23 protein-coding genes and 1 riboswitch are annotated in these 26287 nt (G+C 60.2%); of the genes, 17 read left to right on the top strand and 6 right to left on the bottom strand.

Translation table 11 applies throughout. The annotated features are described in order from the left end of the window. Positions 1–25: 25 nt before the first annotated feature. Together ACP3TA_RS17920 and ACP3TA_RS17915 are read right to left on the bottom strand one after the other, a co-directional pair. Positions 26–1804 (bottom strand): bifunctional diguanylate cyclase/phosphodiesterase, encoded by a 1779-nt coding sequence (locus tag ACP3TA_RS17920; protein ID WP_122003830.1) that lies wholly within the window; start codon positions 1802–1804, stop codon positions 26–28. A gap of 4 nt (positions 1805–1808) precedes the next feature. After that, complete coding sequence (locus ACP3TA_RS17915; RefSeq protein WP_196018310.1) at positions 1809–3689, bottom strand: diguanylate cyclase domain-containing protein; 1881 nt, start codon at positions 3687–3689, stop codon at positions 1809–1811. A gap of 180 nt (positions 3690–3869) precedes the next feature. Beyond that, a riboswitch (Fluoride riboswitch) is annotated at positions 3870–3945 on the top strand. A gap of 40 nt (positions 3946–3985) precedes the next feature. On the opposite strand from ACP3TA_RS17915, the gene ACP3TA_RS17910 reads away from it, so the two are divergent. Genes ACP3TA_RS17910 through eno form a run of 3 tightly spaced genes read left to right on the top strand, consistent with a single transcriptional unit; the run spans position 3986 to position 6683 of the window. After that, a complete protein-coding gene (locus ACP3TA_RS17910) occupies positions 3986–4951 on the top strand; it encodes a DHH family phosphoesterase (protein ID WP_123061692.1) in 966 nt (321 codons plus the stop codon). A gap of 3 nt (positions 4952–4954) precedes the next feature. Then, entirely contained in the window at positions 4955–5383 is a 429-nt protein-coding gene (locus ACP3TA_RS17905) for a universal stress protein (protein WP_197822890.1), read from the top strand. Positions 5384–5399: 16 nt separating this feature from the next. Further along, positions 5400–6683 (top strand): phosphopyruvate hydratase, encoded by a 1284-nt coding sequence (gene eno, locus ACP3TA_RS17900; protein WP_122016583.1) that lies wholly within the window; start codon positions 5400–5402, stop codon positions 6681–6683. Here eno and ACP3TA_RS17895 read toward each other — a convergent pair. Next, entirely contained in the window at positions 6680–7087 is a 408-nt protein-coding gene (locus ACP3TA_RS17895; protein WP_033643072.1) for a MerR family transcriptional regulator, read from the bottom strand. The genes eno and ACP3TA_RS17895 overlap by 4 nt on opposite strands. A 70-nt stretch (positions 7088–7157) precedes the next feature. Here ACP3TA_RS17895 and ACP3TA_RS17890 point away from each other — a divergent pair, with 70 nt between their 5' ends. From ACP3TA_RS17890 to ACP3TA_RS17880, 3 genes are all read left to right on the top strand, one after another. After that, complete coding sequence (locus tag ACP3TA_RS17890) at positions 7158–8378, top strand: NADH:flavin oxidoreductase/NADH oxidase family protein (RefSeq protein WP_197749825.1); 1221 nt, start codon at positions 7158–7160, stop codon at positions 8376–8378. A gap of 505 nt (positions 8379–8883) precedes the next feature. Continuing rightward, entirely contained in the window at positions 8884–10266 is a 1383-nt protein-coding gene (locus tag ACP3TA_RS17885; protein WP_206196004.1) for a diaminobutyrate--2-oxoglutarate transaminase, read from the top strand. A gap of 18 nt (positions 10267–10284) precedes the next feature. Further along, positions 10285–11754, top strand: coding sequence for a pyridoxal phosphate-dependent decarboxylase family protein (locus tag ACP3TA_RS17880; RefSeq protein WP_122016638.1), 1470 nt, complete (start codon positions 10285–10287; stop codon positions 11752–11754). A gap of 76 nt (positions 11755–11830) precedes the next feature. Here the strand turns inward: ACP3TA_RS17880 and ACP3TA_RS17875 are convergent, their stop codons facing one another. Continuing rightward, positions 11831–12358, bottom strand: a complete 528-nt coding sequence (locus tag ACP3TA_RS17875) for a carboxymuconolactone decarboxylase family protein (RefSeq protein ID WP_046687042.1) — start codon at positions 12356–12358, stop codon at positions 11831–11833. Positions 12359–12361: 3 nt separating this feature from the next. Next, positions 12362–13399, bottom strand: coding sequence for a cyclase family protein (locus ACP3TA_RS17870; RefSeq protein WP_228287379.1), 1038 nt, complete (start codon positions 13397–13399; stop codon positions 12362–12364). Here ACP3TA_RS17870 and ACP3TA_RS17865 point away from each other — a divergent pair. Together ACP3TA_RS17865 and ACP3TA_RS17860 are read left to right on the top strand one after the other, a co-directional pair. Next, complete coding sequence (locus tag ACP3TA_RS17865; protein ID WP_241016107.1) at positions 13389–14084, top strand: helix-turn-helix domain-containing protein; 696 nt, start codon at positions 13389–13391, stop codon at positions 14082–14084. The genes ACP3TA_RS17870 and ACP3TA_RS17865 overlap by 11 nt on opposite strands. A gap of 68 nt (positions 14085–14152) precedes the next feature. Continuing rightward, positions 14153–15058 carry a LysR family transcriptional regulator gene (locus ACP3TA_RS17860; RefSeq protein ID WP_089194743.1) on the top strand — a complete coding sequence of 302 codons (906 nt, stop codon included), beginning with the start codon at positions 14153–14155 and terminating at the stop codon, positions 15056–15058. Between the two features lie 37 nt (positions 15059–15095). On the opposite strand, the gene ACP3TA_RS17855 is transcribed toward ACP3TA_RS17860, so the two are convergent. Continuing rightward, positions 15096–15737 (bottom strand): TetR family transcriptional regulator, encoded by a 642-nt coding sequence (locus ACP3TA_RS17855; RefSeq protein WP_033643065.1) that lies wholly within the window; start codon positions 15735–15737, stop codon positions 15096–15098. Positions 15738–15830: 93 nt separating this feature from the next. Between ACP3TA_RS17855 and ACP3TA_RS17850 the strand changes: the two genes are divergently transcribed. The 9 genes from ACP3TA_RS17850 (at position 15831) to ACP3TA_RS17810 (ending at position 25858) form a co-directional block, all read left to right on the top strand. Further along, positions 15831–16493, top strand: coding sequence for an O-methyltransferase (locus ACP3TA_RS17850; RefSeq protein WP_206196006.1), 663 nt, complete (start codon positions 15831–15833; stop codon positions 16491–16493). Positions 16494–16574: 81 nt separating this feature from the next. Next, the gene (locus ACP3TA_RS17845; RefSeq protein WP_099783079.1) at positions 16575–17624 is read left to right on the top strand and encodes a dipeptidase; all 1050 of its coding nucleotides are present in this window, start codon (positions 16575–16577) and stop codon (positions 17622–17624) included. A 117-nt stretch (positions 17625–17741) separates the two neighbouring features. Beyond that, positions 17742–17819, top strand: coding sequence for a pyrroloquinoline quinone precursor peptide PqqA (pqqA, locus tag ACP3TA_RS17840; RefSeq protein WP_004937827.1), 78 nt, complete (start codon positions 17742–17744; stop codon positions 17817–17819). A 58-nt stretch (positions 17820–17877) separates the two neighbouring features. Further along, positions 17878–18789 carry a pyrroloquinoline quinone biosynthesis protein PqqB gene (pqqB, locus tag ACP3TA_RS17835; RefSeq protein ID WP_033643061.1) on the top strand — a complete coding sequence of 304 codons (912 nt, stop codon included), beginning with the start codon at positions 17878–17880 and terminating at the stop codon, positions 18787–18789. Positions 18790–18798: 9 nt separating this feature from the next. Further along, on the top strand, positions 18799–19554 hold the full coding sequence (gene pqqC / locus ACP3TA_RS17830; protein ID WP_089194742.1) for a pyrroloquinoline-quinone synthase PqqC: 756 nt from the start codon (positions 18799–18801) through the stop codon (positions 19552–19554). Further along, positions 19554–19832 carry a pyrroloquinoline quinone biosynthesis peptide chaperone PqqD gene (gene pqqD / locus ACP3TA_RS17825; protein WP_033643059.1) on the top strand — a complete coding sequence of 93 codons (279 nt, stop codon included), beginning with the start codon at positions 19554–19556 and terminating at the stop codon, positions 19830–19832. Before pqqC ends, pqqD begins: the two co-directional genes overlap by 1 nt. After that, positions 19825–20961, top strand: coding sequence for a pyrroloquinoline quinone biosynthesis protein PqqE (pqqE, locus tag ACP3TA_RS17820; RefSeq protein WP_033643058.1), 1137 nt, complete (start codon positions 19825–19827; stop codon positions 20959–20961). Before pqqD ends, pqqE begins: the two co-directional genes overlap by 8 nt. Before the next feature lie 2 nt (positions 20962–20963). After that, the gene (gene pqqF / locus ACP3TA_RS17815) at positions 20964–23273 is read left to right on the top strand and encodes a pyrroloquinoline quinone biosynthesis protein PqqF (protein WP_206196007.1); all 2310 of its coding nucleotides are present in this window, start codon (positions 20964–20966) and stop codon (positions 23271–23273) included. Between the two features lie 149 nt (positions 23274–23422). After that, a complete protein-coding gene (locus tag ACP3TA_RS17810) occupies positions 23423–25858 on the top strand; it encodes a glucose/quinate/shikimate family membrane-bound PQQ-dependent dehydrogenase (RefSeq protein ID WP_426784387.1) in 2436 nt (811 codons plus the stop codon). Positions 25859–26287: the final 429 nt, after the last annotated feature.

Raw genomic sequence — 26287 nt, 5'->3', positions numbered from 1 at the left:
TTGGCGCGCCATGAGCGGCGCTGCCTCAGGCATTTCGCCGCTGCTGCCCGTGAATGTCGACGAGCGCGCACAGCTTTTCCAACGTCACCGCCGGTGAAAAATAGAAGCCCTGTACGACATCGCACCGATACTCGGTCAGGTAGTGGAGTGACTCCAGGTCTTCCACCCCTTCCGCCAAGACTTCATAGTTGAGTTTATGCAGCATATCGATGATGCTTTGCACGATGATGCGGCTTTCCGCATCGCTCTTCAGCAGTCTTATCAGGGAGGCGTCCAGTTTGACGACGTCGGCGGGGATATGGCGCAGATAGTTTAAATTGCTGTAGCCGGCGCCGAAATCATCCAGCGCGATGCGATGCCCGTTGGCCTTGAGCGCATGCAGACAGGCCAACGCCGCGCTGCTTTCCTGAATGCGTTGCGACTCCAGGCACTCTATCTCAATGTCCCCCGCCTGCAGCCCGCGCCGGGTGATGGCTTCATTCAACCGCGCCGCAAAGTGCCGCTCGGCCAGATTGCCGGCCGTCACGTTGATCGAGATGGGAAACGCGATCCCCGCTTCACGCATCAACAACAACTGTTCAATCGACTGCGCGATGACAAACTCGGTCAACGGTTTGATCAGCGAGGTATTTTCCACCAGCGGAATGAACTCCCCCGCCGGGATCGCCCCCCAACGTTCATGCAGCCAACGCAGCAATGCTTCCGCGCCGACGATCCTGCCGCTCGCCAAATCAATCTGCGGTTGGTATTCCAAAAATAGCCCGCGATTATTTTCCTTCAGACTCTGCGCCAACTCATTAAAAATATTGAAATTATGCTTGCGCGCCGCATCCTTCGGCTCGCTATAGAGGGAGACGGCTCGCCCCTCGTCGATCGAATCATGCAGCGCGCTGGTCGCCTGGCGCAAAATCTCGGGAGGATCGGCATGCGGCGCGGAAAACAACGCATAACCGGCATTAAGCTCCAGGCGCAGCGGCACGGCGCCTCTCACTTCGTGATGCAAACGGTCGGCGCAACGCAACAGATCGCGCTTCGCCTGCGGCATGTGCTGCGCCTCGATAATGACGGCGAAACGTCCGGGCGCGATGCTGTACAGCATGCGCTCACTGAGAAACGTCTCTTTCAGGAAATGGCTGATATCCCCCAGCAGTAACTCTACCGTAGACAGGCCGAAAGAACGCGCCATCTCGTAGGCGTATTGGATATCTATCGTATCGAACAGCAATAACGCGTATTTGCCCGTGTCCGGTAAATTGCCGAGTTCCCCCATCAGCCGTTGTCGATTGGGCAAGCGAGTGATGGCATCGACCAGGCCGATCTCACTCTGCGCTTCGATCAGCTCGCCGACGATGGTGGCCATGCTGCGCAGCAGTTCGACCTGACGGCGAGTCAGATGCTTTGGCTGCGAACCCACGAGGCAGAACGCGCCGATCGTATAGCCTTCGCGGGTGCACAGCGGGATGGCGGCGCAGTGGCGGATCGCCGCGGCGCCGTTGACCATGGGATCCGAGGCAAAGCGTTCATCCGCATGGGTGTCCGGACAAATCAACGCCTCGCCGCTCAGACGAACGAAATTGAACAAGGGGCTGACGAAATCGATCTCCTCGAACCCGACGTCAATGTGCTCGCGGATCCAAATCTTGCGCGTTCCGTGCAGGTAAATGAGGCAGCCCTCGGCCTGTAACAGCTTGCGGGTGATCGTCAGCACCTGATGGATCGCGTCGTCATGGCCGGCGCCCAACCCCGCCAGCGCATCGATGGCCGCCAGGCGCTCGTCTTCGTTCTTACTGAGATGTCGTAACATTGGCTCATAGCTCACAGATGGCGTAAGTGCCTTTGCCGGCGGATTTCGCCTGATACATCGCGCCGTCGGCGCTGGCCAGCAGCATTTCCGGCGTCACGTCCCCACTCGCAGAGATAGCGGCGCCAATGCTGGCGGACAGGCAGACCTTCTGCTGACCGATCTGCGAAATACCGGCCAGCTCCGCCAACACCTTTTCGCAAAACGCGCTGACCTCAGGCCGCGGCGCTGTCAGCGGCCACAGGATCACCGTGAACTCGTCGCCGGCCAGGCGCGAGACGCTGTGCCGTTCGTCGGCGCAAGCGCTGAGCAATTTGGCGAACGTCTTCAGGATCAGATCGCCAAAGTCATGGCCGTAACTGTCGTTCATGCCCTTAAAACCATCGAGATCGATGAACAACAGGGCCATCTGCCGCTGATGACAGCAGACTTGCAACGTGCCCGACAACCGGCGCAGAAATGCGCGTCGGTTGGTCAACCCGGTCAGCATGTCGTGCGTGGCGTCATATTCCAATCGTTGCTGCAGCCGCTTCAACTCGGTGATATCCATGGAGAGAATGTAAAAGCCCTGAGCCTCGCACGGCACCAGCGTGGTATGGATCATCAGCAGCCCCTGCTGGGTCTGCAATTCGTTTTCGAAGCTGACCATTTCGCCCGCCAAAGCCCGCGCGATCATCGGCCGGGCCATCTGATACACGCTTTCCCCCATGAACTCGCGCACCGTCATGCCCTGCAGGCTGGCCTCTTCCAGACCAAACCAGGTCTTATAGGCGCTATTGGCGAACAGGTAGCGTTCATTGGCGTCGATTTGGCTGATTAACGCCGGCATATTGTCGGTAATGGCGCGCAGGCGTTCTTTTTCCGCACTGAGCTGAGATTCGGCGAGCACCCGGGTTTCTATCTCTTCGTTGAGCTGTTTGACCACCGCGTTAAGCTCATGCGTACGAATTTCGACGCGTTCTTCCAGCTCATGCTGCAAGGCATACAGGTCGGCCTCCGCCGCCTTGCGCTCGCTGATGTCGACGATGACCGAGATGAAATGATCCGGCTTGCCGTTCGGCAGCCGATTGAGCGCCACCGTCAGTTCCACCCATACGATCGTGCCATCGGCGCGGAAATAGCGTTTCTCCAGCGAGTAGGTGTCGATCTCGTTTCTCAGCAACTGCTGCAGTTTTTCCAGATCGGTGTTGAGATCGAGCGGATAGGTAATGTCCTGAAAGGTGCGATCCATCAGCTCGCGCTCGGAGTATTGCAGCATTTCACAGATGCGCGGATTGACCCGCAGCCAATACCCCTGCAGCGAAACCAGCGCCATGCCCACCGCCGCCTGAGAGAAAGTCTGTTCGAATAACGCCTCCGTGCGCTGCAGATCGGATTTCAGGTTTTCGGTATAGACGTTGCGTTCGATGCTCTGCAGATACTCTTCCACCACCGCGGCGAAGTCACGCAGGTCGGCCAGTTTATCTTGAGGAAACGGCTGCGGGTGACTGTCGATAATGCATAGCGTGCCGAGCGGCAACCCGTCGAGGGACAGCAGCTGTTGCCCGACGTAGAAGCCGATGCGCGGGCCACCGACCACCAGTGGGTTATCGAAAAAGCGCGGATCCTGCGCGGTATCGGGCACCACCATCGCTTCGCGTTGCAGAATGGCATGGCCGCAGAACGAGATGTTGCGCGGCGTTTCCCGGACATCCAGGCCATAGCGTGATAAAAACCATTGACGATCGCGGTCGATCAGTGACACCAGCGCAATGGTGACGCCGAAATATTTCGCAGCTAGCCGCGTGATGCGATCCAGCTTTTCTACTGAGTTCGAATCCAGCACGTTCAGCGAATCCAATACCGACAGGCGTTCGGCTTCGTTTTCGGGGAAGCATGGCTCGAGCATGTTGACTCCCATTGTGACACCCACGGATCCGGTGCAGTCGGCCGGCGTGATTCCGTTCAGCCTATCCGTCGGTTAGCGGCAAATATCCTTGTCCATCATAGACTCACTCAGTATCAATCCGATTATGCATTCTCGCCAGCTTTGCCGGGCGTTGCGTTTGCCACCGCGCTGCGCTACAGTCGTTCACAAGGTGATGGTGTTCCACCTTTCCCAACCGCCGCGTTCGCTCGAACCGGATGATGACGCCTGATATACAACTTCGCTTTATTTTTTAGGCAGGTATGTCAGGAGTCGCTATGAATGAAATCTCACGTATTACCCCTTTTCCGTCCCAGCCTGATCTCGCCGTGCGGGAAATGCCGCTGTACGTTTTCGGCCATAAAAATCCCGACAGCGACAGTATCTGCAGCGCGCTGGTGGTCGCGGACTGGCTCAATCACCTCGGCAAACCGGCCGTCGCTTTCCGCCTTGGCGAATTGACGCCGGAAACCCGCTACATACTGGCCGCCGCCGGCGTACAAGCGCCTGCGCTGCTGACAGACGATCTCCGTGACCGCAAAGTCTGGCTGGTGGATTTTACCGACGTCGAACAAGGGCCGGCCTCATTGCCCGACAGCGATGTGGTCGGCGTTATCGATCATCACCGGCTGGGCACCTTGATCACCCGCAACCCGCCCGATGTCTGGATCCGCGCTGTTGGCTGTTGCGCCACCGTGATCCTGTCCATACTGACGTCAGATACGCCGATGCCGCTTTCTTCCGCCCAGGCCACGCTGCTGCTGGGCGCGATTTTGAGCGATACCGTTGCGCTGAGCGCACCGACCACCACCGAACAGGATCGGTTGGCGGTCGCGCGGTTATGCGCAATCTCTCACGTTGACTATGACGCCTTCACCGCCGGGCTGCTGGCTGCCAAAACCGATCTTTCGGGGCAATCCGCCCCGCAGTTGCTGCACCGCGACGCCAAGAATTACCGCATCCATAGCGTCTCGCTGCTGCTGTCGCAGATAGAAGTGCGGGCCATGAGCGATATCGATCCGTTGTTGCCCTCGCTGCAACAGGCGCTCGAGCAGGCTAAGCAGGAGGCCGGGCTGGAGATGGCCGCGCTGCTGGTGACCGATATCACCCGCCGCCGCTCCACCCTGTATTTCTCGTCGAACCGGGTGCTCGCCATTCGGCAGGTGTCGCTGCCCGGCATGACGAGCCGGAAAAAAGAGGTTTTACCGTGGTTAACCCTACAGATTGCTAACGCAGGGAGATAAGTCATGTCGCTCTATCAACATGCTTTACTGCTGGTGCAGGATGAACGCGACGGCCGGCTGCTGTTACGCCATGCCGAACGCCTCAATCAGCAGATGAATACGCGCATTACCGTGGCGCACATCAGCGCCGACTATGCCGAGCTGGACTACCTCAGCGATGCACAAACCAAAGATCGCCAGTCCAGCGAGGTGATCGCTGCCAAAGCCATGCTCAGCCGGCTGGTGGAAGACTGCACAATCCCCCTGGAGGTGCGCGCAATGGTCAGCATCCATCGCTTCAAAGACGTTGAAACCCTGATTGCCCGTGAAGGCGTCGATCTGTTGCTGCTCGGCCATCAGAACCGTCCGTTCGGCGTCTTTGCCTCCTTCGGCTTCGAGTTCATTAACCATTTGTCGATCGACGTGCTGATAAAGCACGTGCCTACTCCCTAGAATGAGGTGATCATCCATGAGCTATGAAATTGAAAACGTAACCGCCAGAGAGATCCTAGATTCGCGCGGCAATCCCACCGTCGAAGTTGAAATGACTGCGGCGGGCGTCGTAGCACGGGCTTCGGTTCCCTCCGGCGCCAGCACCGGTTCGCGCGAGGCAGTGGAACACCGCGACGGCGATCCGCACCGTTACGGCGGTAAAGGCGTGCAGGAAGCGGTGCAAAGCGTCAAAACGGCAATCAATGAGGCACTGCGTGGGGTGGATGTACGCCAACAAGAGGAGATTGACCGCCGGCTGATCGCGCTGGACGGCAGCGAGAACAAGAGCCGATTGGGAGCCAACGCCCTGCTTGGCGTTTCTTTGGCGGCCGCCCGCCTCGCGGCGAAATTGTCGCAGCTGCCGCTGTATCGTTATCTGGGCGGTATCGGCGCCAACCTGCTGCCGGTGCCCTGCATGAATATCATCAACGGCGGCGTGCATGCCCGCTGGCAAGGCGCGGACTTTCAGGAGTTTATGATAGCGCCCCTGGGCGCGCCGTCGCTGCGCGAGGCCGTGCGCTGGGGCAGTGAAGTTTATCAGGCGCTGCGCCAAATCCTGTTGGAAAAAGGCCTGTCGGTCGGCGTCGGCGACGAAGGTGGTTTCGCGCCGGCGGTCGCCTCAAACCGGCAACCGCTGGAGCTGATCGTGCAAGCGATAGAGAAAGCCGGTTATCAACCGGGTGACGATATCGCCATTTGCATGGATCCGGCCTCGAGTGAATTCTACGCCAACGGCAAATATCGCCTGCGCAGCGAAAACACCGAACTGGATGCCGAACAGATGACGGCCTATTACCAGCGGCTGGTGCAAGATTTTCCCATCGTGCTGATTGAAGACGGTTTGGCCGAGGACGACTGGGCGGGCTGGCGCATTCTCAGCGACGCCCTGGGCGATCAGGTGGAACTGGTCGGTGACGATCTGTTCGTCACCAACGTGAAATACATCCAGCGCGGGATTGATGAAAGATTGGCCAATGCGGCGCTGATCAAGCTGAACCAGATTGGCACGCTGAGCGAAACTTTCGCCGCCGTGCAGCTTTGCCAGGCAAATGGCTGGGGCGCCTTTATCTCACACCGCAGCGGCGAAACCGTCGACAGCTTTATCGCCGATATGACGGTTGCGATGCGAGCTGGCCATGTGAAAACCGGCGCGCCGTGCCGCGGCGAGCGGATCGAAAAATACAATCAGCTGATGCGCATCGAAGACCAATTGGGCAGCGCGGCGGTATATGCCGGGCGCGCCGCCTTTAAACACCGTTAATCTTTGCAGGCCGGCCACGCACCGGCCTGTTTTTCATTTTTTGCGCGGCACAACCCCGCCACGCCAGATTCCAACAGAATACGCCGCGTCGCCATCAACGTCTCACGCTGCTCGTTCAGCGTCGCCATCATCCGTTCGATTTCCGCCAGCCGGCTGTCGACGCCTTGCATCAACCCATCCTGATAGGCGCTGCCCTGCAGCGCCAATACCCCGCGGATCGCCTGCAGCGAGAACCCCAGATTCTGGCCGATTTGGATCAGGTGCAGCCGCTCCAGCGCGCTTTCGCTATACACCCGATATCCGTTAACGCCGCGCACCGCTTTGGGCAGCAGACCCTGCTGTTCGTAGTAACGTATCGCCGAGGCGGCCATGCCGGCGCGCTCCGCCAACTCTCCGATTTTCATGCCCTATTGACCTTAAAGTTAACTTTAAACCTAGTATAGCGCCATTCCCCCTGCGACAGGAACGTACCCGATGTTTACCCCGCTGATTCTGCCCAATGGCAGCCGCTTACCCAACCGTTTGGCCAAAGCCGCGTTGGAAGAAAATCTGGCCGATGAAGGCCAACTGCCCGGCCCCGCGCTATGGCGTCTGTATCGCCACTGGGGTATCGGCGGCGCCGGCCTCATCATCACCGGCAACGTGATGATCGACGGACGCGCCATGACCGGCCCCGGCGGCGTGGTGCTGGAACAGGATACGCCGCTCGAGGCGTTCAAAACCTGGGCGGCGGCCTCGCGCCAGGAAGGCGCGCAGGTATGGATGCAGCTCAGCCACCCGGGCCGTCAGGTGATGGCCAACATGGGCGGCAACGCCTGGGCGCCCTCCGCCATTCCGATGGCGATGGGCAAGTACAGCAAGGCGTTCGCGCAGCCGGAAGCCATGAGCGAAGCGCAGATTGCCGAGGTGATCGCCCGCTTCGCCGCCAGCGCGCACGCCGCCGAAAAGGCCGGGTTTACCGGCGTGCAGATCCACGCGGCGCACGGCTACCTGATCTCCCAGTTCTTGTCGCCGTTGGCCAACCGGCGCAGCGATCGTTGGGGGGGCGAACTGGCGAATCGCGCCCGTCTGCTGCTGGAGGTGGTGCGCGCGGTGCGCCAGCGTGTCTCGCCAGATTTTTGCGTGGCGGTGAAGCTCAATTCAGCCGATTTTCAGCGCGGCGGCTTTTCGCCGGACGAGGCCCGACAGGTGTTGTTGATGCTCAACGAACTGCCGGTCGATCTGGTGGAGTTGTCGGGCGGGAGTTATGAAAGCCCGGCGATGCAGGGGGAAGCCGCAGACGACAGCACCCTGGCGCGCGAAGCCTATTTTCTGACCTTCGCCCGCGATCTCGCCGCAGTAGCGCGCATGCCGGTGATGACCACCGGCGGCATCGCCCGCCCGTCGGTGGCGCAACGGGTGCTGAACAGCGGCGTCGCGGTGGTCGGCATCGCCACCGCCATGGCGGAAATTCCCGATCTGCCGCGCCGCTGGCAAACCGGCGAAGCCCCTCATGCGCTGCCCGAACCGGTAAAATGGCGCGACAAAACGCTGACGCTGCTCGCCCGCATGGCGCTGATCAAGCGCCGCATGCACGCCCTGAGCCGCGATCGGACGCGCAACGTGCATTACTCCCCGCTGTGGTCGCTGCTCATCGATCGGTGGCGCACCCGCCGCACTCTGCGGCGCTATCACGCCTGGTTACGGCAACGTTAATGACCGCGGCGCCGGCAGACACGCCGGCGCCGCACAAAAATCCCGCTTTTTTGATCGCGCTACGTAAAATCTGCAAGAAATCACCACTCTGGATACTGCGCTTTTAACGCTCGACTGCTTATATTCATCACAAATTTTGTGTATATAACCGCTATAGGACTTAAGGTGGTGAATAGATGAAAATAAGCCGCTATTTTCTATTTATGTTATTAATCGGAAATTCACCTTAATAATAAATGCATTAAAGAAGCAGCCAAAGGAAAGCAGAAAAGGATTTTTACGCAATGTTAAAGAAATGTTGTTTTTTGCCGGCAAAACCAACGGTCAACAAATCAACAACATATTGATGAGCCTAAGAAAAAACTAAACAATTCAAAACAAAATCGGCTATTGAGTCCCAGGCAAAAAAGCCATATATTGGTCGCGCTTTTCACAAGGCAGTTACTTTTCTAATTCATTAATTCAATCGTTGCGTTTTGAGACCTTCGGTTGTAGGAGAGATATGATGACGGATAAAGTCCGTATTGATACTTTAGTTGCAAACTCATTAAACGGAAACAATGAAACCTATTTGGCGCGTCAAGCCGAATTTGAGTCGAATGTTAGGAGTTATCCGCGCAAATTGCCGTTGGCAATTGCGAAAGCCCAGGGCGTTTGGATCACTGATGTTGAGAATAATCAATATCTTGATTGCCTGGCCGGGGCGGGAACGTTGGCTCTTGGACATAATCACCCCGACGTCCTGCAAAGCATCCAAAATGTCATTACCAGCGGCTTGCCGTTACATACTCTCGATCTCACGACCCCGTTGAAAGATCGTTTCTCCGACTACCTGCTCTCTCTGTTGCCGGGCGAAGGCAAAGGGTACTGCCTGCAGTTCTGCGGCCCGTCCGGCGCCGATGCGGTGGAAGCCGCGCTGAAGCTGGCGAAAAAACACACCGGCCGTTCCGGCGTGATCAGCTTCTCCGGCGGCTACCACGGCATGACCCACGGCGCGCTGTCGGTCACCGGCAACCTGTCGCCGAAAGCGGCCATCAACGGCATGATGCCGGAAGTGCAATTCATGCCTTATCCGCATGAATACCGCTGCCCGCTGGGCATCGGCGGCGAAGCCGGCGTCAAGGCGCTGACCTACTACTTCGATAATCTGATTAACGACGTGGAAAGCGGCGTGCGTAAACCGGCGGCGGTGATCCTGGAAGCCGTTCAGGGCGAAGGCGGGGTTAACCCGGCCCCGGCCGAGTGGCTGCAGCGCATTCGCAAAGTGACGCAGGAACACGGCATTCTGCTGATCATCGACGAAGTTCAGGCCGGTTTCGCCCGTACGGGCAAGCTGTTCGCCTTCGAACACGCCGGCATCGAGCCGGACATCATCGTGATGTCGAAAGCGGTCGGCGGCGGCTTGCCGCTCGCGGTGCTGGGCATCAAAAAAGAGTTCGATGCCTGGGAACCGGGCCACCACACCGGCACCTTCCGCGGCAACCAGCTGGCGATGGCCACCGGCCTGACCACCCTGCAGTACCTGAAGGAGCATAAGGTCGCCGACAAAGTGGCCGCTCAGGGCGAATGGCTCAAAGGCAAGCTGGCCGAGCTGCAGAAACGTTATCCGGTGATCGGGCACGTCCGCGGTCTGGGCCTGATGATCGGCATCGAGATCGTCAAGCCGAACGAAGCGCAGGATCACATGGGCTGCTACCCGGCCGATGGCGAGCTGTCCGCGCTGCTGCAGAAAAAATGCTTCGAATCCTGCTTGATCCTGGAGCGCGGCGGGCGCAACGGCTGTGTGCTCCGTCTGTTGCCTTCCCTGCTGATCACCAATGATGAGCTGGGTATTTTCCTGGATAAATTTGAGCAGGCGCTGTTGGCCGCCGGCGTCAAGCCAGTCTGATTGGAGCGAATGACCGCGATGTCCAAGTTAAACCCGATTCTGGCTTCCTCGGCGCACAGCGCCGAGGCTTACCGCCAGGCGATCGCACAGAGCAGTGAAGCCGTCGTGCAGTGGCTGCAACAGCCCGAGATGTATCAGGGCAAAAGCGTTGCCGAACTGCGCGAGCGCATCCAGCTCGACTTTACCCCGCAAGGCCTGGGCAACCAGGCGGCGATCGAGCGCGCCATCGAGTACTTTTTGAAAGACAGCCTGTCGGTGCACCACCCGCAGTGCGTGGCGCACCTGCACTGCCCGAGCCTGGTGATTAGCCAGGCCGCTGAAGTGCTGATCAACGCCACCAACCAGAGCATGGACTCCTGGGATCAGAGCCCGTCGGCCACGCTGATCGAAATGAAGCTGATCGAGTGGCTGCGCGCCCAGGTCGGTTACCAGCCCGGCGACGCCGGGGTGTTCACCAGCGGCGGCACCCAGAGCAACCTGATGGGGCTGATGCTGGCGCGCGATGCATTCTTCGCGCGTCAGGGCCACTCCGTGCAGCAGGACGGTCTGGTGGGCGATCTGCGCAAGCTGAAAGTGTTCTGTTCTGAAAACGCCCACTTCTCGGTGCAGAAGAACATGGCGCTGATGGGCCTCGGCTACCAGTCCGTCACGCTGGTGAAAACCGATCGCTTCGCCCGCATGGACGTGAACGATCTGGCGGAAAAACTGGCGCAGGCCAAGACTAACGGCGAGCAGGTGATGGCGATCGTCGCCACCGCCGGCACCACCGATGCCGGCGCGATCGACCCGCTGCGCGATATCGCGCGGCTGGCGGCGGAGCAGAAAATTTGGGTGCACGTGGATGCGGCCTGGGGCGGCGCGCTGCTGCTCTCCGAGCAGTACCGCGACTACCTGGACGGCCTGGAGCTGGTGGACTCCATCACTCTGGACTTCCATAAGCAGTTCTTCCAGACCATCAGCTGCGGCGCCTTCCTGCTGAAAGACGAGCGCCACTACGAGCTGATGCGCTATCAGGCTGCCTACCTGAACTCCGAATTCGACGAAGCGCAAGGCGTGCCGAATCTGGTCTCCAAATCGCTGCAGACCACCCGCCGCTTCGATGCGTTGAAGCTGTGGATGGGGCTGGAAGCGCTGGGGCAGAAGCAGTATGCCGAGATCATCGATCATGGCGTCTCGCTGGCGCAACAGGTGGCGCGTTACATCGCCGACCAGGAATCGCTGGAACTGGTGATGCAGCCGCAGCTGGCAAGCGTGCTGTTCCGCTACCGTCCGGCGCAGCTGGCGGCGAAAGGCGACGCGGCCGTCGCGCTGTTCAACCAGCGCATCGGTGATGCCTTGCTGGAGTCGGGCCGCGCCAACGTCGGCGTGACCGAGTTCGATGGCGTGACCTGCCTGAAGATGACGCTGCTGAACCCGATCGTGACGCTGGAAGACATCAAGCTGCTGCTGGCGCTGGTCGAGAAAACCGCGCAGCAGCTGCCGGCGTAACCCTCCGCCACTGCGCATTAAAGCCGATAACCCCCAGGTTATCGGCTTTTTTATCGCGCTCACGCCGTGCACGCACTCAATCCGTAGACATGTTTTCCCACGACGTTGCTTGCTCGTCCAGCTCGATTTCCAGCGTTTCCAAAAAACGCGCCGTCATCATGTAGTGCCCAATAATTAATGACAGCTCAGCAAGTTGAACCTCATCGTAATAGTGCCTGACCGCGTGAAATGTGTCGGCAGAAACCTTCACCCGCTTCACGCATTCATCGACAAAATGCAAGATGGCCGTCCCTCTGGCATCGACACCAACTCCCTGCTCTATTTTCTTGATATCGTCATCGTGCCACCCTGCAAGGATCGCCAGCGGATAGTGTTGCATACGCTCATAAGCGCTGTGGCTTAACGCGCCAACCCTTAATATGATCATTTCCCGATCTTTATCGCACAGTCGCCCGGCAGGAAAGGAAGCCCCCAGGGACAGATATCCCTGCGCCGAACGGCTGGTTTTCAACAGCCCCAGCGTAAGGTTGGCGGGGAAACGGGCATATTGCTGCTGCTGTTCAGCCGTTAATTCACTCACCGTCGGCAGTTTTATTCTGGCCATCGTTTATTCTCCTGCGCGTTCATCGATAAATGCAACCGGCCGTGCCCAGCCGGCGGATGCCTTATAAACCTTGACCGGCAGGCTGATCACGTTAAATCCACAGGGCGGCAGCAATTCAAGATTGCACAGTTTTTCAATCTGGCAATAAGGATATTGACTGCCGGCATAATGCCCTTCCCAAATAAGCGAAACATCGCCGCTTTGTTCAAATTTGGTGCGCGTATGGCTGAATGGCGCGTCCCAGCTCCAGGCATCGGTGCCGACCACCCTGACGCCGCGCTCGGTAAGATACAGCGTCGCTTCACGGCCCATGCCGCAACCGCGATGAATGAAATCTTCGCTGCCGTAACGCCCGCCGGCCGCCGTGTTGACCAGGACGATATCGCCGGCGGTGATATGATGGCCGATCTTCGCTAATTCACGCTCAATATCATGCGCAGTGGCCACATAACCGTCGGGAAAATGGCGAAAATCCAATTTGACGCCAGGGCCGATACACCATTCCAACGGTATTTCATCAATGGTTTTTGACGCCGATCCGTCATCCATATGTGAATGGTAGTGATAAGGGGCGTCCATATGCGTCCCCGCGTGGGTGCTCATGCGGACAAACTCCACCGCCCAGCCCTCCTGACGCGGCAGCTCCCGGGGATCCAGGCCGGGAAATGATTCCGCCAGCTGCAACGCTCCGCGCTTGTTATCAACATACTCGATTTCCGGCAGAAAACTTTCCGGATCGGAGGCGATCCCGCTCATCAGCGGCACCGAAAGATCAATGATTTTGCCGTACATAAGGTTACCTTTATCCAGGGGAATGACCTGCCCAGAGTAAGCTTTCCCCATAGAATAGAAATGCCGATTATCAGACAACTTATTGTTATAATAGGAAGGCGCAGCCATGAGCGGACAGGAAGGCGTCATGAAACCGTCAGAATTGACCGGGGAAGCCCCAATATCGATTTGGTTCAGAAATAAATCCTGGCCGGCAGGAGCGCAATTCCCTTTACAGGCGTTGCCCTGGGGAAAACTGATGTATTCCATGAAAGGGCTGGTGGAAATAAATATTGAGAGCAATATTTATTTATCCACGCCGGAATATGCCATTTGGCTTCCCGTTAATACCGAACATGAATCCGTCGCAAAGAGTGCAATTGATTATGTCATTCTTCATGTCAGTCCCCCACTATGCCAATTCTTACCGAACAAACCGCAAACCCTGCGGCTGAATAAGGTCGTCAAAGCGGTGCTGGCCGATTTTTCAGAAAGGCGTATTGGCTATCCGCGCACGCCTCAGGACCAGACGTTGGTTACCGCGTTGCTTGAGCAGTTGGCGCTGTCGGAGCGTTTTGACAGCTATCTGCCGCTCGGCAGCGACGACGTTATCAAGATCATGACGGAAAAGATGAGCGCCGCCTCGCACCATCTCAACACGCTGGCACAATGGTCGGGCATGCTGGGCTTGAGTGAGCGTACGCTGTCTCGGCGATTTCTCGCCGCTACCGGCATCTCTTTCAATGAATGGAAGCTGAGAAGCAAAACCCTGACGGCGATGAGGCTGTTGCAGGAAGGGAAAGCCGTCAAATATGTCGCCTCTACCCTGGGGTATAACGATCCTTCCGCCTTTATCGCCATGTTCAGACGACAAACGGGCCAGTCTCCCTCCGGTTTTTTAGCGGTAAGTCATGGCACATCGAAAACAGGCTCAGGCATAATGCATGGCGACTGATGCAGCATTAGCACGCACAAACTGCATCGAACGCCTTCCCCCTATTCAGCACGACAGGATGCGCACGCATGACAGACCCTGATTTCAACCTGCTGATCGCGCTCGACGCGCTGCTGACGGCGGGCAGCGTTGCCGGCGCGGCGCGACGTCTCGGTTTAAGCGCCTCGGCGATGAGCCGTACCCTCAGCCGACTGCGCACGGCGACCGGCGATCCCCTGCTGGTGCGTGCCGGCCGTCATATGGTGCTGACGCCCTACGCCGAAACGCTGCGCGAGCGGGCGCGGCACGCGGCGTTCGAAGCGCGCGCCGTGTTGCGTCCGGCGCAGGGGACATTGGATCCCGCCGCGCTGGATCGTACCTTCACGCTGCGCGCCAACGACGGCTTTGTCGAGGCCTTCGGCCCGGCGCTGATCGCCGCCGCCGCCGAACAGGCCCCGCGAGTGCGGCTGCGCTTTGCGCCCAAGCCGGAGAAAAGCGACCGCCCCCTGCGTGAAGGTCTGGTCGATCTGGAGATAGGCGTACTGGGTGACATGGGCCCGGAAATCCGCCTGCAGGCGCTGTTTCGCGATCGCTTCGTTGGCGTGATGAGAACCACGCATCCGCTGGCGCAACAGCCGGAGATCGGCGCCGCCGACTACGCCGCCTGCGGCCACGTGGTGGCCTCGCGCAGCGGGCGCATCCTCGGGCCGGTAGATGCCGCGCTGGCGGAGCTGGGGCTGACGCGCCAGATTGCCGCCGTGGTGCCGAGCTTCCCGGCCGCGCTGGCGGTGGCGCAGGCCTCGAACCTGCTGGCGCTGTTGCCCGCCTCCTTCCTGCAGGCCCAACCGGCCGACGGCCCGCTGCGCGTCTTCGAGCTGCCGGTGAAAACGCCGCCCATTACCGTCTCGCAAATGTGGCACCCGCGCCTGGACGCCGAGGCGGATCACCGTTGGCTGCGGCAGCTGGTGCTGGCCGTTTGTCGCCAACGGGTATAGGCACTGCGCGCAGTGGGTGACAATGTCACAAAGAACCTTACCGCGCCACACGCCCGTTTAAATCGGCTAAATACGCGCAGAACATGTCCGCCATCGCATCGGCATAAGACGCGATCTCGGTATCGGTTCGCGGCGTTTCGGAGAATTGCTTGCCCGCCGCCCCCAACGTGCCGACGATCAGATCGCCCGCCAACCGACGAGTGAACGGCGGCACATCAGGCAACGCTTCGCACATGAAAACCTGCACGATACCCTTGCCGGTCGCCTTCACCGCCTGTGCCTCCGGCGCATCTCGGTAAAGCGGCGCCGCATCATTCAACGCTACGCGCATCTGCGCTTCTTCACATTCCGAACGGATAAATGCCTGCGCCAGCAACCGCAGGCGCTCGTACGGCGTTTTCTCGCGGTCGGCCAAAATACGGCTCAGCATATCGGTGGTCTGTCGCCATTCGTCGCTCTGCAAACGAAACAGGATTGCCGCCTTGTTGGGGAAATACTGATAAAGCGACCCGACGCTGACGCCGGCACGTTCAGCCACTCTGGCGGTAGTGAAACGTGCCGCCCCCTCCTGCGCCAAAACCTGAATAGCAGCGGTCAGAATGGCGGAAACCAGTTCGGCAGATCGCGCCTGTTGTGGTTGTTTTCTCGAGGAAATTTGCTTACTGCGGCGTTCAGTCATAGCGGACGGCCAATGCGAATAGAGGAATACGAATAGTTCGTCATATTATAGCGGCATGCGCTAACGCGCTCCATTTACGACAGGAAATTAGCCATGAGTACCCTGACCACTGCCCCCTTAGCGCCGCTGCTAAGCCGCCTGTTTCAACAGGCATCCCGCCGCTCGCCGGCGCTTGCCGCCCTGTTCCGCGACGTGCCGGACGCAGAGCAAAGCCGGCTGATGCAGAGCAAAACCGAGTATCGCGAACTCTACCACCGCCTGAAGGATTTCCCGCTGGCCGTGTCGCCGGCAACCGGCGCATTGCTGTATATGTTGGCGCGCGGTTGCCGGGCGCAAAACATCGTCGAATTCGGCACGTCGTTCGGCATTTCTACTCTGCACCTGGCCGCCGCACTGCGCGATAATGGCGGCGGCCGATTGATTACCTGCGAGTTTGAACCGAGCAAAGCGGTGCAGGCGCGCAACAACCTGACTGAAGGCGGCGTCGTCGATCTGGTGGAGATCCGCGTCGGCGACGCCCTGGAAACGCTGCGCGACGATCTGCCGGCCACGGTCGATCTGCTGTTGCTCGACGGCGCCAAGGGACTTTACCCCGATATCCTCGCGCTGCTGGAAAATCGTCTGCGCCCCGGCGCGCTGATCGTCGCCGATAACGCCGATGACAGCCCAGATTATCTGGCGCGCGTGCGTTCTCCGGCGTCGGGTTATCTCTCCACGCCGTTCGCGGATGACGTCGAGCTGTCGATACGCCTTTAAATCCCTCATCGCGCGGGGGTTGTTCCCCCTCGCGCGATCGTACAACATAGCGTGCATGATGCCTGACACAGTGAAACGCCCATGACGCTTCCCCCCCTTTGGCCGGTGTTCGACGGCCATAACGACCTGCTGCTCAACCTGTGGCTGCAGCACGATGACGATCCGGTCACCGCCTTTTATTCGCACGTCACGCCGGGCCACCTCGACTTTCCACGCATGCGGCGCGGCGGATTCTGCGGCGGGCTGTTCGCGGTGTTTATTCCTCCGGTCAGCTATATCGCCCAAATGCGTAATCAAACGCTGGAGGAAGCGCAGGCCGCGTTCGATCCGCTGGCGATAGCCGAACGGCAGATAGCCATCCTGCACCAGTTGGAACGTGCCTCTCAGGGGCAGTTGCGTCTCTGCCGCACGGCTACCGAGATAGAACAGTGCCGCCTCGACGGGCAAATCGCCGCGGTGCTGCATATCGAAGGTGCCGGCATGATCGACGCGGCGCTGACGCAGCTGGCGGCCTTCTATCGGCTGGGCGTGCGCAGCATCGGGCCGTTCTGGAATCTGCCGAACGCCTTCGGTACCGGCGTCAGCGGGCCGTTCCCCGGATCACCCGATACCGGCCCCGGCCTGACGCCGGCCGGTGAAGCGCTGATCCGCGCCTGCAACCAGCGCCGCATCATGATTGACGTCTCACACATGAACGAGAAAACCTTCTGGCAAACCGCCGCGTTGAGCACCGCACCGCTGGTCGCCACCCATTCCAATGCCCACGCCCTCTGCCCGCAGCCGCGCAACCTGACCGACGCGCAGCTGGACGCTATCGCCCAGAGCGACGGTATGGTCGGCGTCAATTTCGGCACCGCCTTCCTGCGGGCTGACGGAAAACGTGACAGTGCAACGACCGGCTTAACAGAAATTGTTAAACACGTTGAGTATTTGATCGCTAAACTTGGTGAAGATCGCGTGGGATTTGGCTCTGATTTTGACGGGGTTAACGTACCGCAACCGTTGGAGGACGCCGCAGGCCTGCCGCGCCTGACGCAAGCGCTCAAGCAGGCGGGGTTTGACGACCGGCTGCTGGAGAAGCTGACCTGGCGCAACTGGCTGAACGTGCTCTCCGCCACCTGGGGTGAATAACCCGGTTACGCTTTAACGGTTGCGATCTCCGTCACATTTCGTCAACATTGAGCCAGCCGAATGCGAATTTTTCTCATTGGCTTCGAACTATCACGATGCATGCAAAGGAGCACCGCTATGACTACCTGGACCAAACCTGAGTTTGTTGACCTGCGTCTGGGGCTGGAAGTGACGCTGTACATTTCCAACCGTTAATCGCCTGTCTGCCCGCCTTTCGCGCGGGCATTTCTTTCCTTCTTTTTCTGGTTCAGACATGCAGATAAAAGTTCTCGGCTCGGCAGCGGGCGGCGGCTTTCCCCAGTGGAATTGCAACTGCGACAACTGCCGGGGCGTTCGCAGCCACAGCATCAACGCCACGCGCCGCACGCAGTCTTCCATCGCCGTCAGCGACGACGGTAAAAACTGGGTGCTGTGCAACGTTTCCCCGGACATTTGCCATCAGCTGCTGGCCTCGCCCGAATTGAACAATCCCGACGTGCTGCGCGGCACCGGCATCGGCGCGATCGTGCTGACCGACAGCCAGATCGATCACAGCGCGGGCTTGCTCAATTTGCGTGAGGGCTGCCCGCATCAGGTCTGGTGCACCCCCGAAGTGCACGACGATCTCAGCACCGGTTTCCCTGTGTTTCCCATGCTCTCTCACTGGAACGGCGGGTTAATCCATCACCCTGTGACGCCCGGCGAACCGTTCCACACGGCGGTCTGCCCAAACGTGCGCTTCACCGCCATTCCGCTGCTCAGCAACGCGCCGCCCTATTCGCCGTACCGCGATCGCCCGCTGCCGGGCCACAACGTGGCGCTGTTTATCGAAGATACCGCGCGCGGGGTCGGTCTGCTGTACGCGCCGGGCCTGGGTGAGCCGGACGAGGCTTTGATGCCCTGGCTGCGCCGGGCGGATTGCCTGCTGATCGACGGCACGCTCTGGCGCGACAACGAGCTAGCCAACGCCGGCGTGGGGCGCAATACCGGCAAAGACATGGGGCACCTGGCACTGGCGGAAGAGCACGGGCTGGCGGCCTTGCTCAGCACCTTGCCCGCCAAACGCAAGATCTTGATCCACATTAACAATACCAACCCGATCCTCAATGAAGACTCCGCGGAACGGCAGAGCCTGAGCGCCGCCGGCATCGAAGTGAGCTGGGACGGCATGAATATCGAACTGTAGGGAATCGCCATGACGCAACCACTCCCCCTGACTCCGCAGGCATTTGAAGCGGCGCTGCGCGCCAAAGGCGCTTATTATCATATCCACCACCCGTATCACATCGCGATGCACAACGGCGAAGCGACCCGTGAGCAGATCCAGGGCTGGGTGGCCAACCGTTTCTACTATCAGACCAGCATTCCGATCAAGGATGCGGCGATCATGGCCAACTGCCCGCAGCCGGAAACCCGTCGCAAATGGGTGCAGCGCATTCTGGATCACGACGGTTACGGCGGCAGCGAAGGCGGCATCGAGGCCTGGCTGCGCCTCGGCGAGGCGGTTGGGCTGCAGCGCGACGCCCTGCTATCCGAGCAACTGGTGCTGCCCGGCGTGCGTTTCGCGGTGGATGCCTACGTCAACTTCGCGCGCCGCGCCTGTTGGCAGGAAGCGGCCTGCAGCTCGCTGACCGAACTGTTCGCGCCGCAGATCCACCAGTCGCGCCTCGACAGCTGGCCGCAGCACTACCCGTGGATTGACGCCGCCGGCTACGACTATTTCCGCAGTCGCCTCGGCCAGGCCAACCGCGACGTGGAGCACGGGCTGGCGCTGGCGCTGGACTATTGCGATACCGTTGAAAAACAGCAGCGCATGCTGGAAATCCTGCAGTTCAAGCTGGATATTTTGTGGAGCATGCTGGACGCCATGAGCATGGCCTATACCCTGAACCGCCCGCCTTACCACAGCGTGACCGCCGCGCGGGTCTGGCACAATCAGAGGCTGGTGTAATGACACTGAATCCTGAACACACCCCCGTCTTCCGCCGCGGCTACCGCCTGCAATGGGAGCAGGTGCAAAACAGCCACGTGATCCTCTACCCGGAAGGCATGGCCAAACTGAACGACAGCGCCGCCGCTATCCTGCAGCTGGTTGACGGTAACACCACGCTGAACGGCATCATCGCGCAGCTGAACGCCCGCTTCCCCGGCGCCGAGGGGCTGGCGGACGACGTGCTGGCGTTTTTCCAGCGCGCCTACGAACAAAAATGGGTGACCTTCCGTGACTGAGCCACGCGCGCCGGCGGTAAATCCGCCGCTCTGGCTGCTGGCGGAGCTGACCTATCGCTGCCCGCTGCAGTGCCCCTATTGCTCCAACCCGCTCGACTTTGCCGCGCAGGAAAAAGAGCTGACGACCGAGCAATGGATCGCGGTGTTTCGCCAGGCGCGGGCGATGGGCAGCGTACAGCTCGGTTTCTCCGGCGGCGAGCCGTTGGTGCGTAAAGACCTGCCCGAGCTGATCGCCGCCGCGCGCGATCTCGGGTTTTACACCAACCTGATCACCTCCGGCATCGGCCTGACCGAGAAAAAGCTGCAGACTTTCGCCGATGCCGGGCTGGATCATATTCAGATCAGTTTTCAGGCCAGCGATGAAACGCTGAACGCCGCACTGGCGGGCTCCGCCAAGGCGTTTCAGCAGAAGCTGGCGATGGCCAAGGCGGTCAAGGCGCTCGGCTATCCGATGGTGCTCAACTTCGTCTTGCATCGCCATAATATCGGCCAGATCGACCGCATCATCGAACTGGCGATCCAGCTGGATGCCGACGACGTCGAGCTGGCGACCTGCCAGTTCTACGGCTGGGCGCACCTGAACCGTGAAGGCCTGCTGCCGACCCGCGAACAGATCGCCGATGCGGAAGCCGTGGTGAAACGCTATCGCGAGCGCATGGCTGCCGACGGCAAGCTGGCCAACCTGCTGTTCGTCACGCCGGATTACTATGAGGAACGCCCCAAAGGCTGCATGGGCGGTTGGGGGGCTATTTTCATGAGCGTGACGCCGGAAGGCATGGCGTTACCCTGTCACAGCGCCCGCCAGTTGCCGATCGCCTTTCCGTCGGTGCTGGAGCACGATCTGCAGCATATCTGGTATCACTCCTTCGGCTTTAACCGCTATCGCGGCTATGACTGGATGCCTGAGCCCTGCCGTTCCTGTTCGGAGAAAGAGAAAGACTACGGCGGCTGCCGCTGCCAGGCGTTCATGCTGACCGGCGACGCCGACAACGCCGATCCGGTGTGCGGCAAGTCGCCGCACCACGGCACCATTCTGGCGGCGCGTGAAGCGGCGAATCGCTCGCAGATCGGCATCGATCAGCTGCGTTTTCGCAATCAGACCAACTCCCGATTGATCTTCAAGGGCTGACGATGACACTCGCCGCCTCGTGGCAGCTCGATAACGGTTTGGCCGTCAGGGCGATTAGCACCCCTGACGCCGAGGCCGCCGCCGCGCTGGTGCGCATCGAGGCGGGCAGCTTTCAGGCGCCTGCCGCCTGGCCGGGCCTGGCGCATCTGCTGGAGCATATGCTGTTTCGCGGCAGCGTGAACTTTAGCGCGCAGGATGGGCTGATGGGCTGGACGCCGGCGGTCGGCGGCCGGTTAAACGCCACGACCCAGGCCACGCAAACCGCGTTTTTCTTTGAGGTGGGCGCCGAACAGCTGGCGGAGGGGTTGGCCAGGCTGATCGATATGCTCGCCGTCCCACAGCTGGCGGCTGAGGCAATCGCCCAGGAGATCGAGGTCATCGACGCCGAATATCGCCTGCTGCGCGCCGACGTTGAAACCCGCTGCGAAGCGGCGCAGCGGCAGATGTTCAGCGGCATTGACGCGTTGCACCGCTTTCATATCGGCAGCCGCGCCGCTTTCGGCAGCGATATTCCCGCGTTGCAGCGGGTGCTGCGGCAGTTTCACCACTACTATTACCGCGCGCCGAACATCACGCTGTGGCTGCAAGGCCCGCAATCGCTCGAGCAGTTGCATGCGCTGGCGCAGCGCTACGGCGGCGCCTTGCCGCCGGGCAGCGTCGCGCCGCCCGAGGCATTGCCGCCGCTGGCCGCCGGGCAAGATTACACGCTGTCTCTCCCCGGCGCGCCGCAGCTGCGGTTGGTGTTTGCCCTGCCGCACTCCCGTTCACGCGGCTGGCTGCGGCGGCTGGAGCGTTTATTGCTGGACGAAGCCCCTGGCGGGCTGCTGGCACGGCTGCGCGCTCACGCGTGGGCCGACGCCGTTAGGCTGGATTACGCCCGCTGCGCTGAAAACAGCGCCCTGCTGAGTTTTATTTTTACCGTCAATCACGGCTCGGCGTCTGAAGCCGCCCACATCGAAAGCGCCTTGCTGGCCTGGTTGCAGGCGCTTATCGCGCTGACACCGGCTCAGCTTGCGCATTTCGGGCAACTGGCAAACCGCGATTTCCACCGTTTGGCGCCGCTCGATCAGTTGCGCGCCAGAGCATTTGGGCTGCCGCCGGTGGAGCCGAACGACGATTGGCCACGGCATATTTCGGCGCTGATTAGCGCGCCGCATCGCCGTCTGGCCATGCTGCCTGAGGGAGGCGGTGAAACGCGTGAAATTCAAGGGCTGCCGTTGGCGCTCGCGCCCTTCGTCCGCACCGTGCCGACGCCCACAATAGATCCTTTCCGCTTTTTCTCCACCTCGGCGGCGCTGCCGATCCCGCCCCTGCCGGCCGGCCAGGCGCCGCTGCGGCATCTGCACCCCGACGAAGCGCAGCCGGTGCTGCTGCTGCGCCCATCGCCGCATGGCGCTCTCAGCGAAGAACAGGCCTGTGGTTTGCAGGCGGCATTGCGCCCTGGAGCGGCCGAGTTAGCCCATCGGGAGGGACATTTAAGCTTCGAGCGCCACCAGGGCGTGTGGTTGTTACAGCTGGCGGGCAGCGCAGCGCTGATCTGCCACGGTCTGAACGTCGTGAATCGAGCCCTGGCGGCGCTGCCGCCGGCCGTCATCAACGAGGCGGCGAGAAACCTGCGCCACGCGCAGCTCAAAGCGCAAAACGATATCGCCATTCGCCGCCTGTTAGCCCAATTGCCGGCGGCGTTGAGCGTATCAACGGCAACGGCCCCACTCTGGCATGCCACCCTGGTCGGCGGCGACGGCGAGTTAAAACGGCGGCTGTCGCATTTGCTGTATGACTTTCCTTTTCCCATAACCGACGAGGCTCAGCGGCCGGCGCCTCTGCATCACCACCCCGTCACCCTGACGGAAAGCGGCGCAGAACACGCCTTGCTGCAATTTTACCCGCTGCCGAACGACGAAGCCGAAGGGCGTTGGGCGCTGCGCGTGCTGGCCCGGCTTTACGCGCCGCGTTACTTCCAGCAGTTGCGCGTCGAGCGCAACGTGGGTTACGTGGTGCAATGCGCCTTTCATCGCAGCGCCGATGCCGAAGGCCTGCTGTTTGCACTGCAATCCCCGACGTTCGCCGTTGCGCAGCTGCGGCAGTTAACCGACGAATTCTTGCTGCAGATGTGCCATGAACTGGCGCACCTCGGCGCCGGCGAACTGGCGCTGGCGCAACAGGCGCTGCGGCAAAGCGTGCAGCGCCTCAGCGCCGAGCCGTTGCAACGCGCCCGGGAAATCGCCCTGGAAAATCGCCACCGGGTGGCGCAGGTTGCCTCTCTGCCTGCCGCGCAGCTCGTACACTGGCAGAAACGGATATTCCTCTAAGCCAAACCGAGGTTGTGCCGATAACGTCGGCTTTTCCCTCATAAATGCAGTTACATATCCTTAACAAGCGCACCTCCATCAATGTTACAATAGTCGCCAATAACGACCTTTTCACCTTTAAGAATCAGTATGTTATTGGAGATTATTCAATGTCAGATGCCAATGCACGTTCGGGCATAAAACTTACGCTGTGGTGTTGCCTGTTGGGCATCATCCTGGCCGCCACCGGCCTGTTCTTCACCGTCGCCGGCGGCAAACTGCTCTCGCTGGGCGGCAGCGCCTACTTCCTGATTGCCGGCCTCGTCATCCTGCTGTCGGCCATTCAGTTTTTCCGCCGCAAGTCCTCAGCGGTTTGGCTGTTCCTGGCGGTGTTCATCAGCACCGTCATTTGGGCGCCGTTGGACGCCGGTTTTGATTTCTGGCCGTTGATTTCCCGCCTGATGGTGCCGACCGGCCTGATGCTGCTGGCCTTCCTCACCTGGCCGGCGCTGCGCAAGCGCGAAGGCAAAGCGCCGTTGGCCAAGCCGGCTTACCTGCTCTCCGCCTTGCTGGCGGTCGGCATGGTCGGCGCCTTTATCCAAATGTTCCAGCCGCATCCCACCGTTGCCTTCAGCGGCCAGCCGCTGCCGCTGATCCCGGTTGATAAAGCGCAACAGCAGAAAGATTGGGATAACTACGGCAATACGCCGGGCGGCAGCCGTTTCGTCGCGCTGAATCAGATCACCCGCGATAACGTGCGGGAGCTGAAAGTCGCCTGGACGTTCCATACGGGTGACATCCCTATCAGTCCCGATGGCAACGGCGCGGAAGATCAGCAAACGCCGCTGCAAATCGGCAACCGCATTTTCCTGTGCACGCCGCATAACAATGTGATCGCCGTCGACGCCGACAGCGGCAAAGAAATTTGGCGGCGAGAAGTCAACGCCAAGTCGCAGGTATGGAACCGCTGTCGCGGCCTGGCCTACTTCGATATCAACAAGCCGTTGCCCGCGCCGAGCGTGCCGGGTTCAACCCCCGCCGCGCCCGTCGCGCTGGCGGCCGGCGACAGCTGCCAACGGCGCATATTGATGAACACCATCGACGCGCGCCTGATGGCGATTAACGCCGACAACGGCGAATTCTGCCAACACTTCGGCAACCAGGGCGTGGTGGACCTGAAGGCCGGTCTGGGCGACGCCGCCGATCCTAAATATCAACTGACGTCAGCGCCGACGCTGGCCGGCACCACCGTGGTGGTCGGCGGGCGCGTTGCCGATAACGTGCAAACCGATATGCCCGGCGGCGTGCTGCGCGGCTTCAACGTGATCACCGGCGAAATGCGCTGGGCGTTTGACCCGGGCAATCCGCAGCCGAACGCTGCCCTGAAACCGGATCAACACTTCGTGCGCAGCACCCCGAACTCCTGGGCGCCGATGTCGTACGATCCGGCGATGAACACGGTCTTCCTGCCGATGGGCAGCTCCTCCGTCGATCTGTGGGGCGCCAACCGCAACGCGCTGGATCACCGATACGGCGCCTCGGTGCTGGCGCTCGACGCGACCACCGGCAAAGAGAAATGGGTCTATCAGACCGTGCATAACGATCTGTGGGACTTCGATCTGCCGATGCAGCCCAGCCTGCTCGACTTCCCGATGCAGGACGGCACCACCCGCCCTGCGCTGGTTATCGGCACCAAAAGCGGGCAGATCTTTGTGCTGGATCGCCATACCGGCAAACCGCTGACCGAAGTGAAGGAACTGCCGGTGAAGACCCGCACCATTCCGGGCGAGCAATATTCCGCCACGCAGCCGTTCTCCGTCGGCATGCCGCAGATTGGCGCGCAGAAGCTCAGCGAGTCCGACATGTGGGGCGCTACGCCATTCGATCAATTGATGTGCCGCATCAGCTTTAAATCGATGCGTTATGACGGCCTGTTCACCGCGCCGGACACCGACGTTTCCCTCAGCTTCCCCGGCTCGCTGTGCGGCATGAACTGGGGCGGTCTCTCTACCGATCCGAACAACCGTTATATTTTCGCCAACGATATGCGTCTGGGCCTGTGGGTGCAGATGATCCCGCAGAAAGCCGACGCAGGCGCGCCGGCCGGCAACGGCGGTGAAGCCGTGAATACCGGCATGGGCGCGGTCCCGCTCAAAGGCACGCCGTATGCCGTCAATAAGAATCGCTTCATGTCGCCGCTGGGCATTCCTTGCCAAAAACCGCCGTTCGGCACCCTCTCCGCCATCGATTTGCAGACGCGCAAAGTGGTGTGGCAGGTTCCGGTAGGAACGGTGCAGGATACCGGGCCGTTCGGCATCAAAATGCGCGCGCAGATGCCGATCGGCATGCCGACGCTGGGCGGCACGCTGGCGACTCAAGGCGGCCTGGTGTTTATCGCCGGTACGCAGGATTATTATCTGCGCGCCTTTGACTCATCCACCGGGCAAGAGCTGTGGAAAGCGCGCTTGCCGGTCGGCAGCGGCGGCACGCCGATGAGTTACGTCTCGCCGACCACCGGTAAGCAGTATGTCGTCATTTCCGCCGGCGGCGCACGTCAGTCGCCGGATCGCGGTGATTACGTCATCGCCTACGCGCTGGATAAATAATCGCCGGAACGCCGGTTAAATAAAGCGGCGCACCGCGCTCAATGGGCATTTAGAGGGAGACGTTGCATGACGTCTCCTTTTTTTGGGTTTATTGCCTGAACAGCAGAATATTAACCATCCGTTTCATTTTCATGCCTTTTCTTTTATTTCTCTTACGGCGATACAGCGCGCGCCACCGGCGCCGGTGATACTCACAGGCAATTGATATGTATAAGGTAAAAAATAATAAAATGAAGAGAAATTCCATGTTTCGGCCTAAATCCTTTTAGTCATTTCAGATGATTATCATCAATTTTTCTAACCAAAAGAATTAGAAACATCCTGTTCTAACGCGCCTTTATCCTGTGAAGACACCGCCGCCCGGCCTGTCGCTTCCGCGCGCCCCATAAAAAACCCCCATCGTTGCGATGGGGGCTGAGTAGCGTGAAA

Origin of the sequence: Serratia sp. 2C06 (genome assembly GCF_050037615.1) — a bacterium.
GTDB lineage: Bacteria > Pseudomonadota > Gammaproteobacteria > Enterobacterales > Enterobacteriaceae > Serratia > Serratia ureilytica.
Note: the sequence above shows the minus strand (reverse complement) of the source record. Positions and strands in the feature narration are given on the sequence as shown.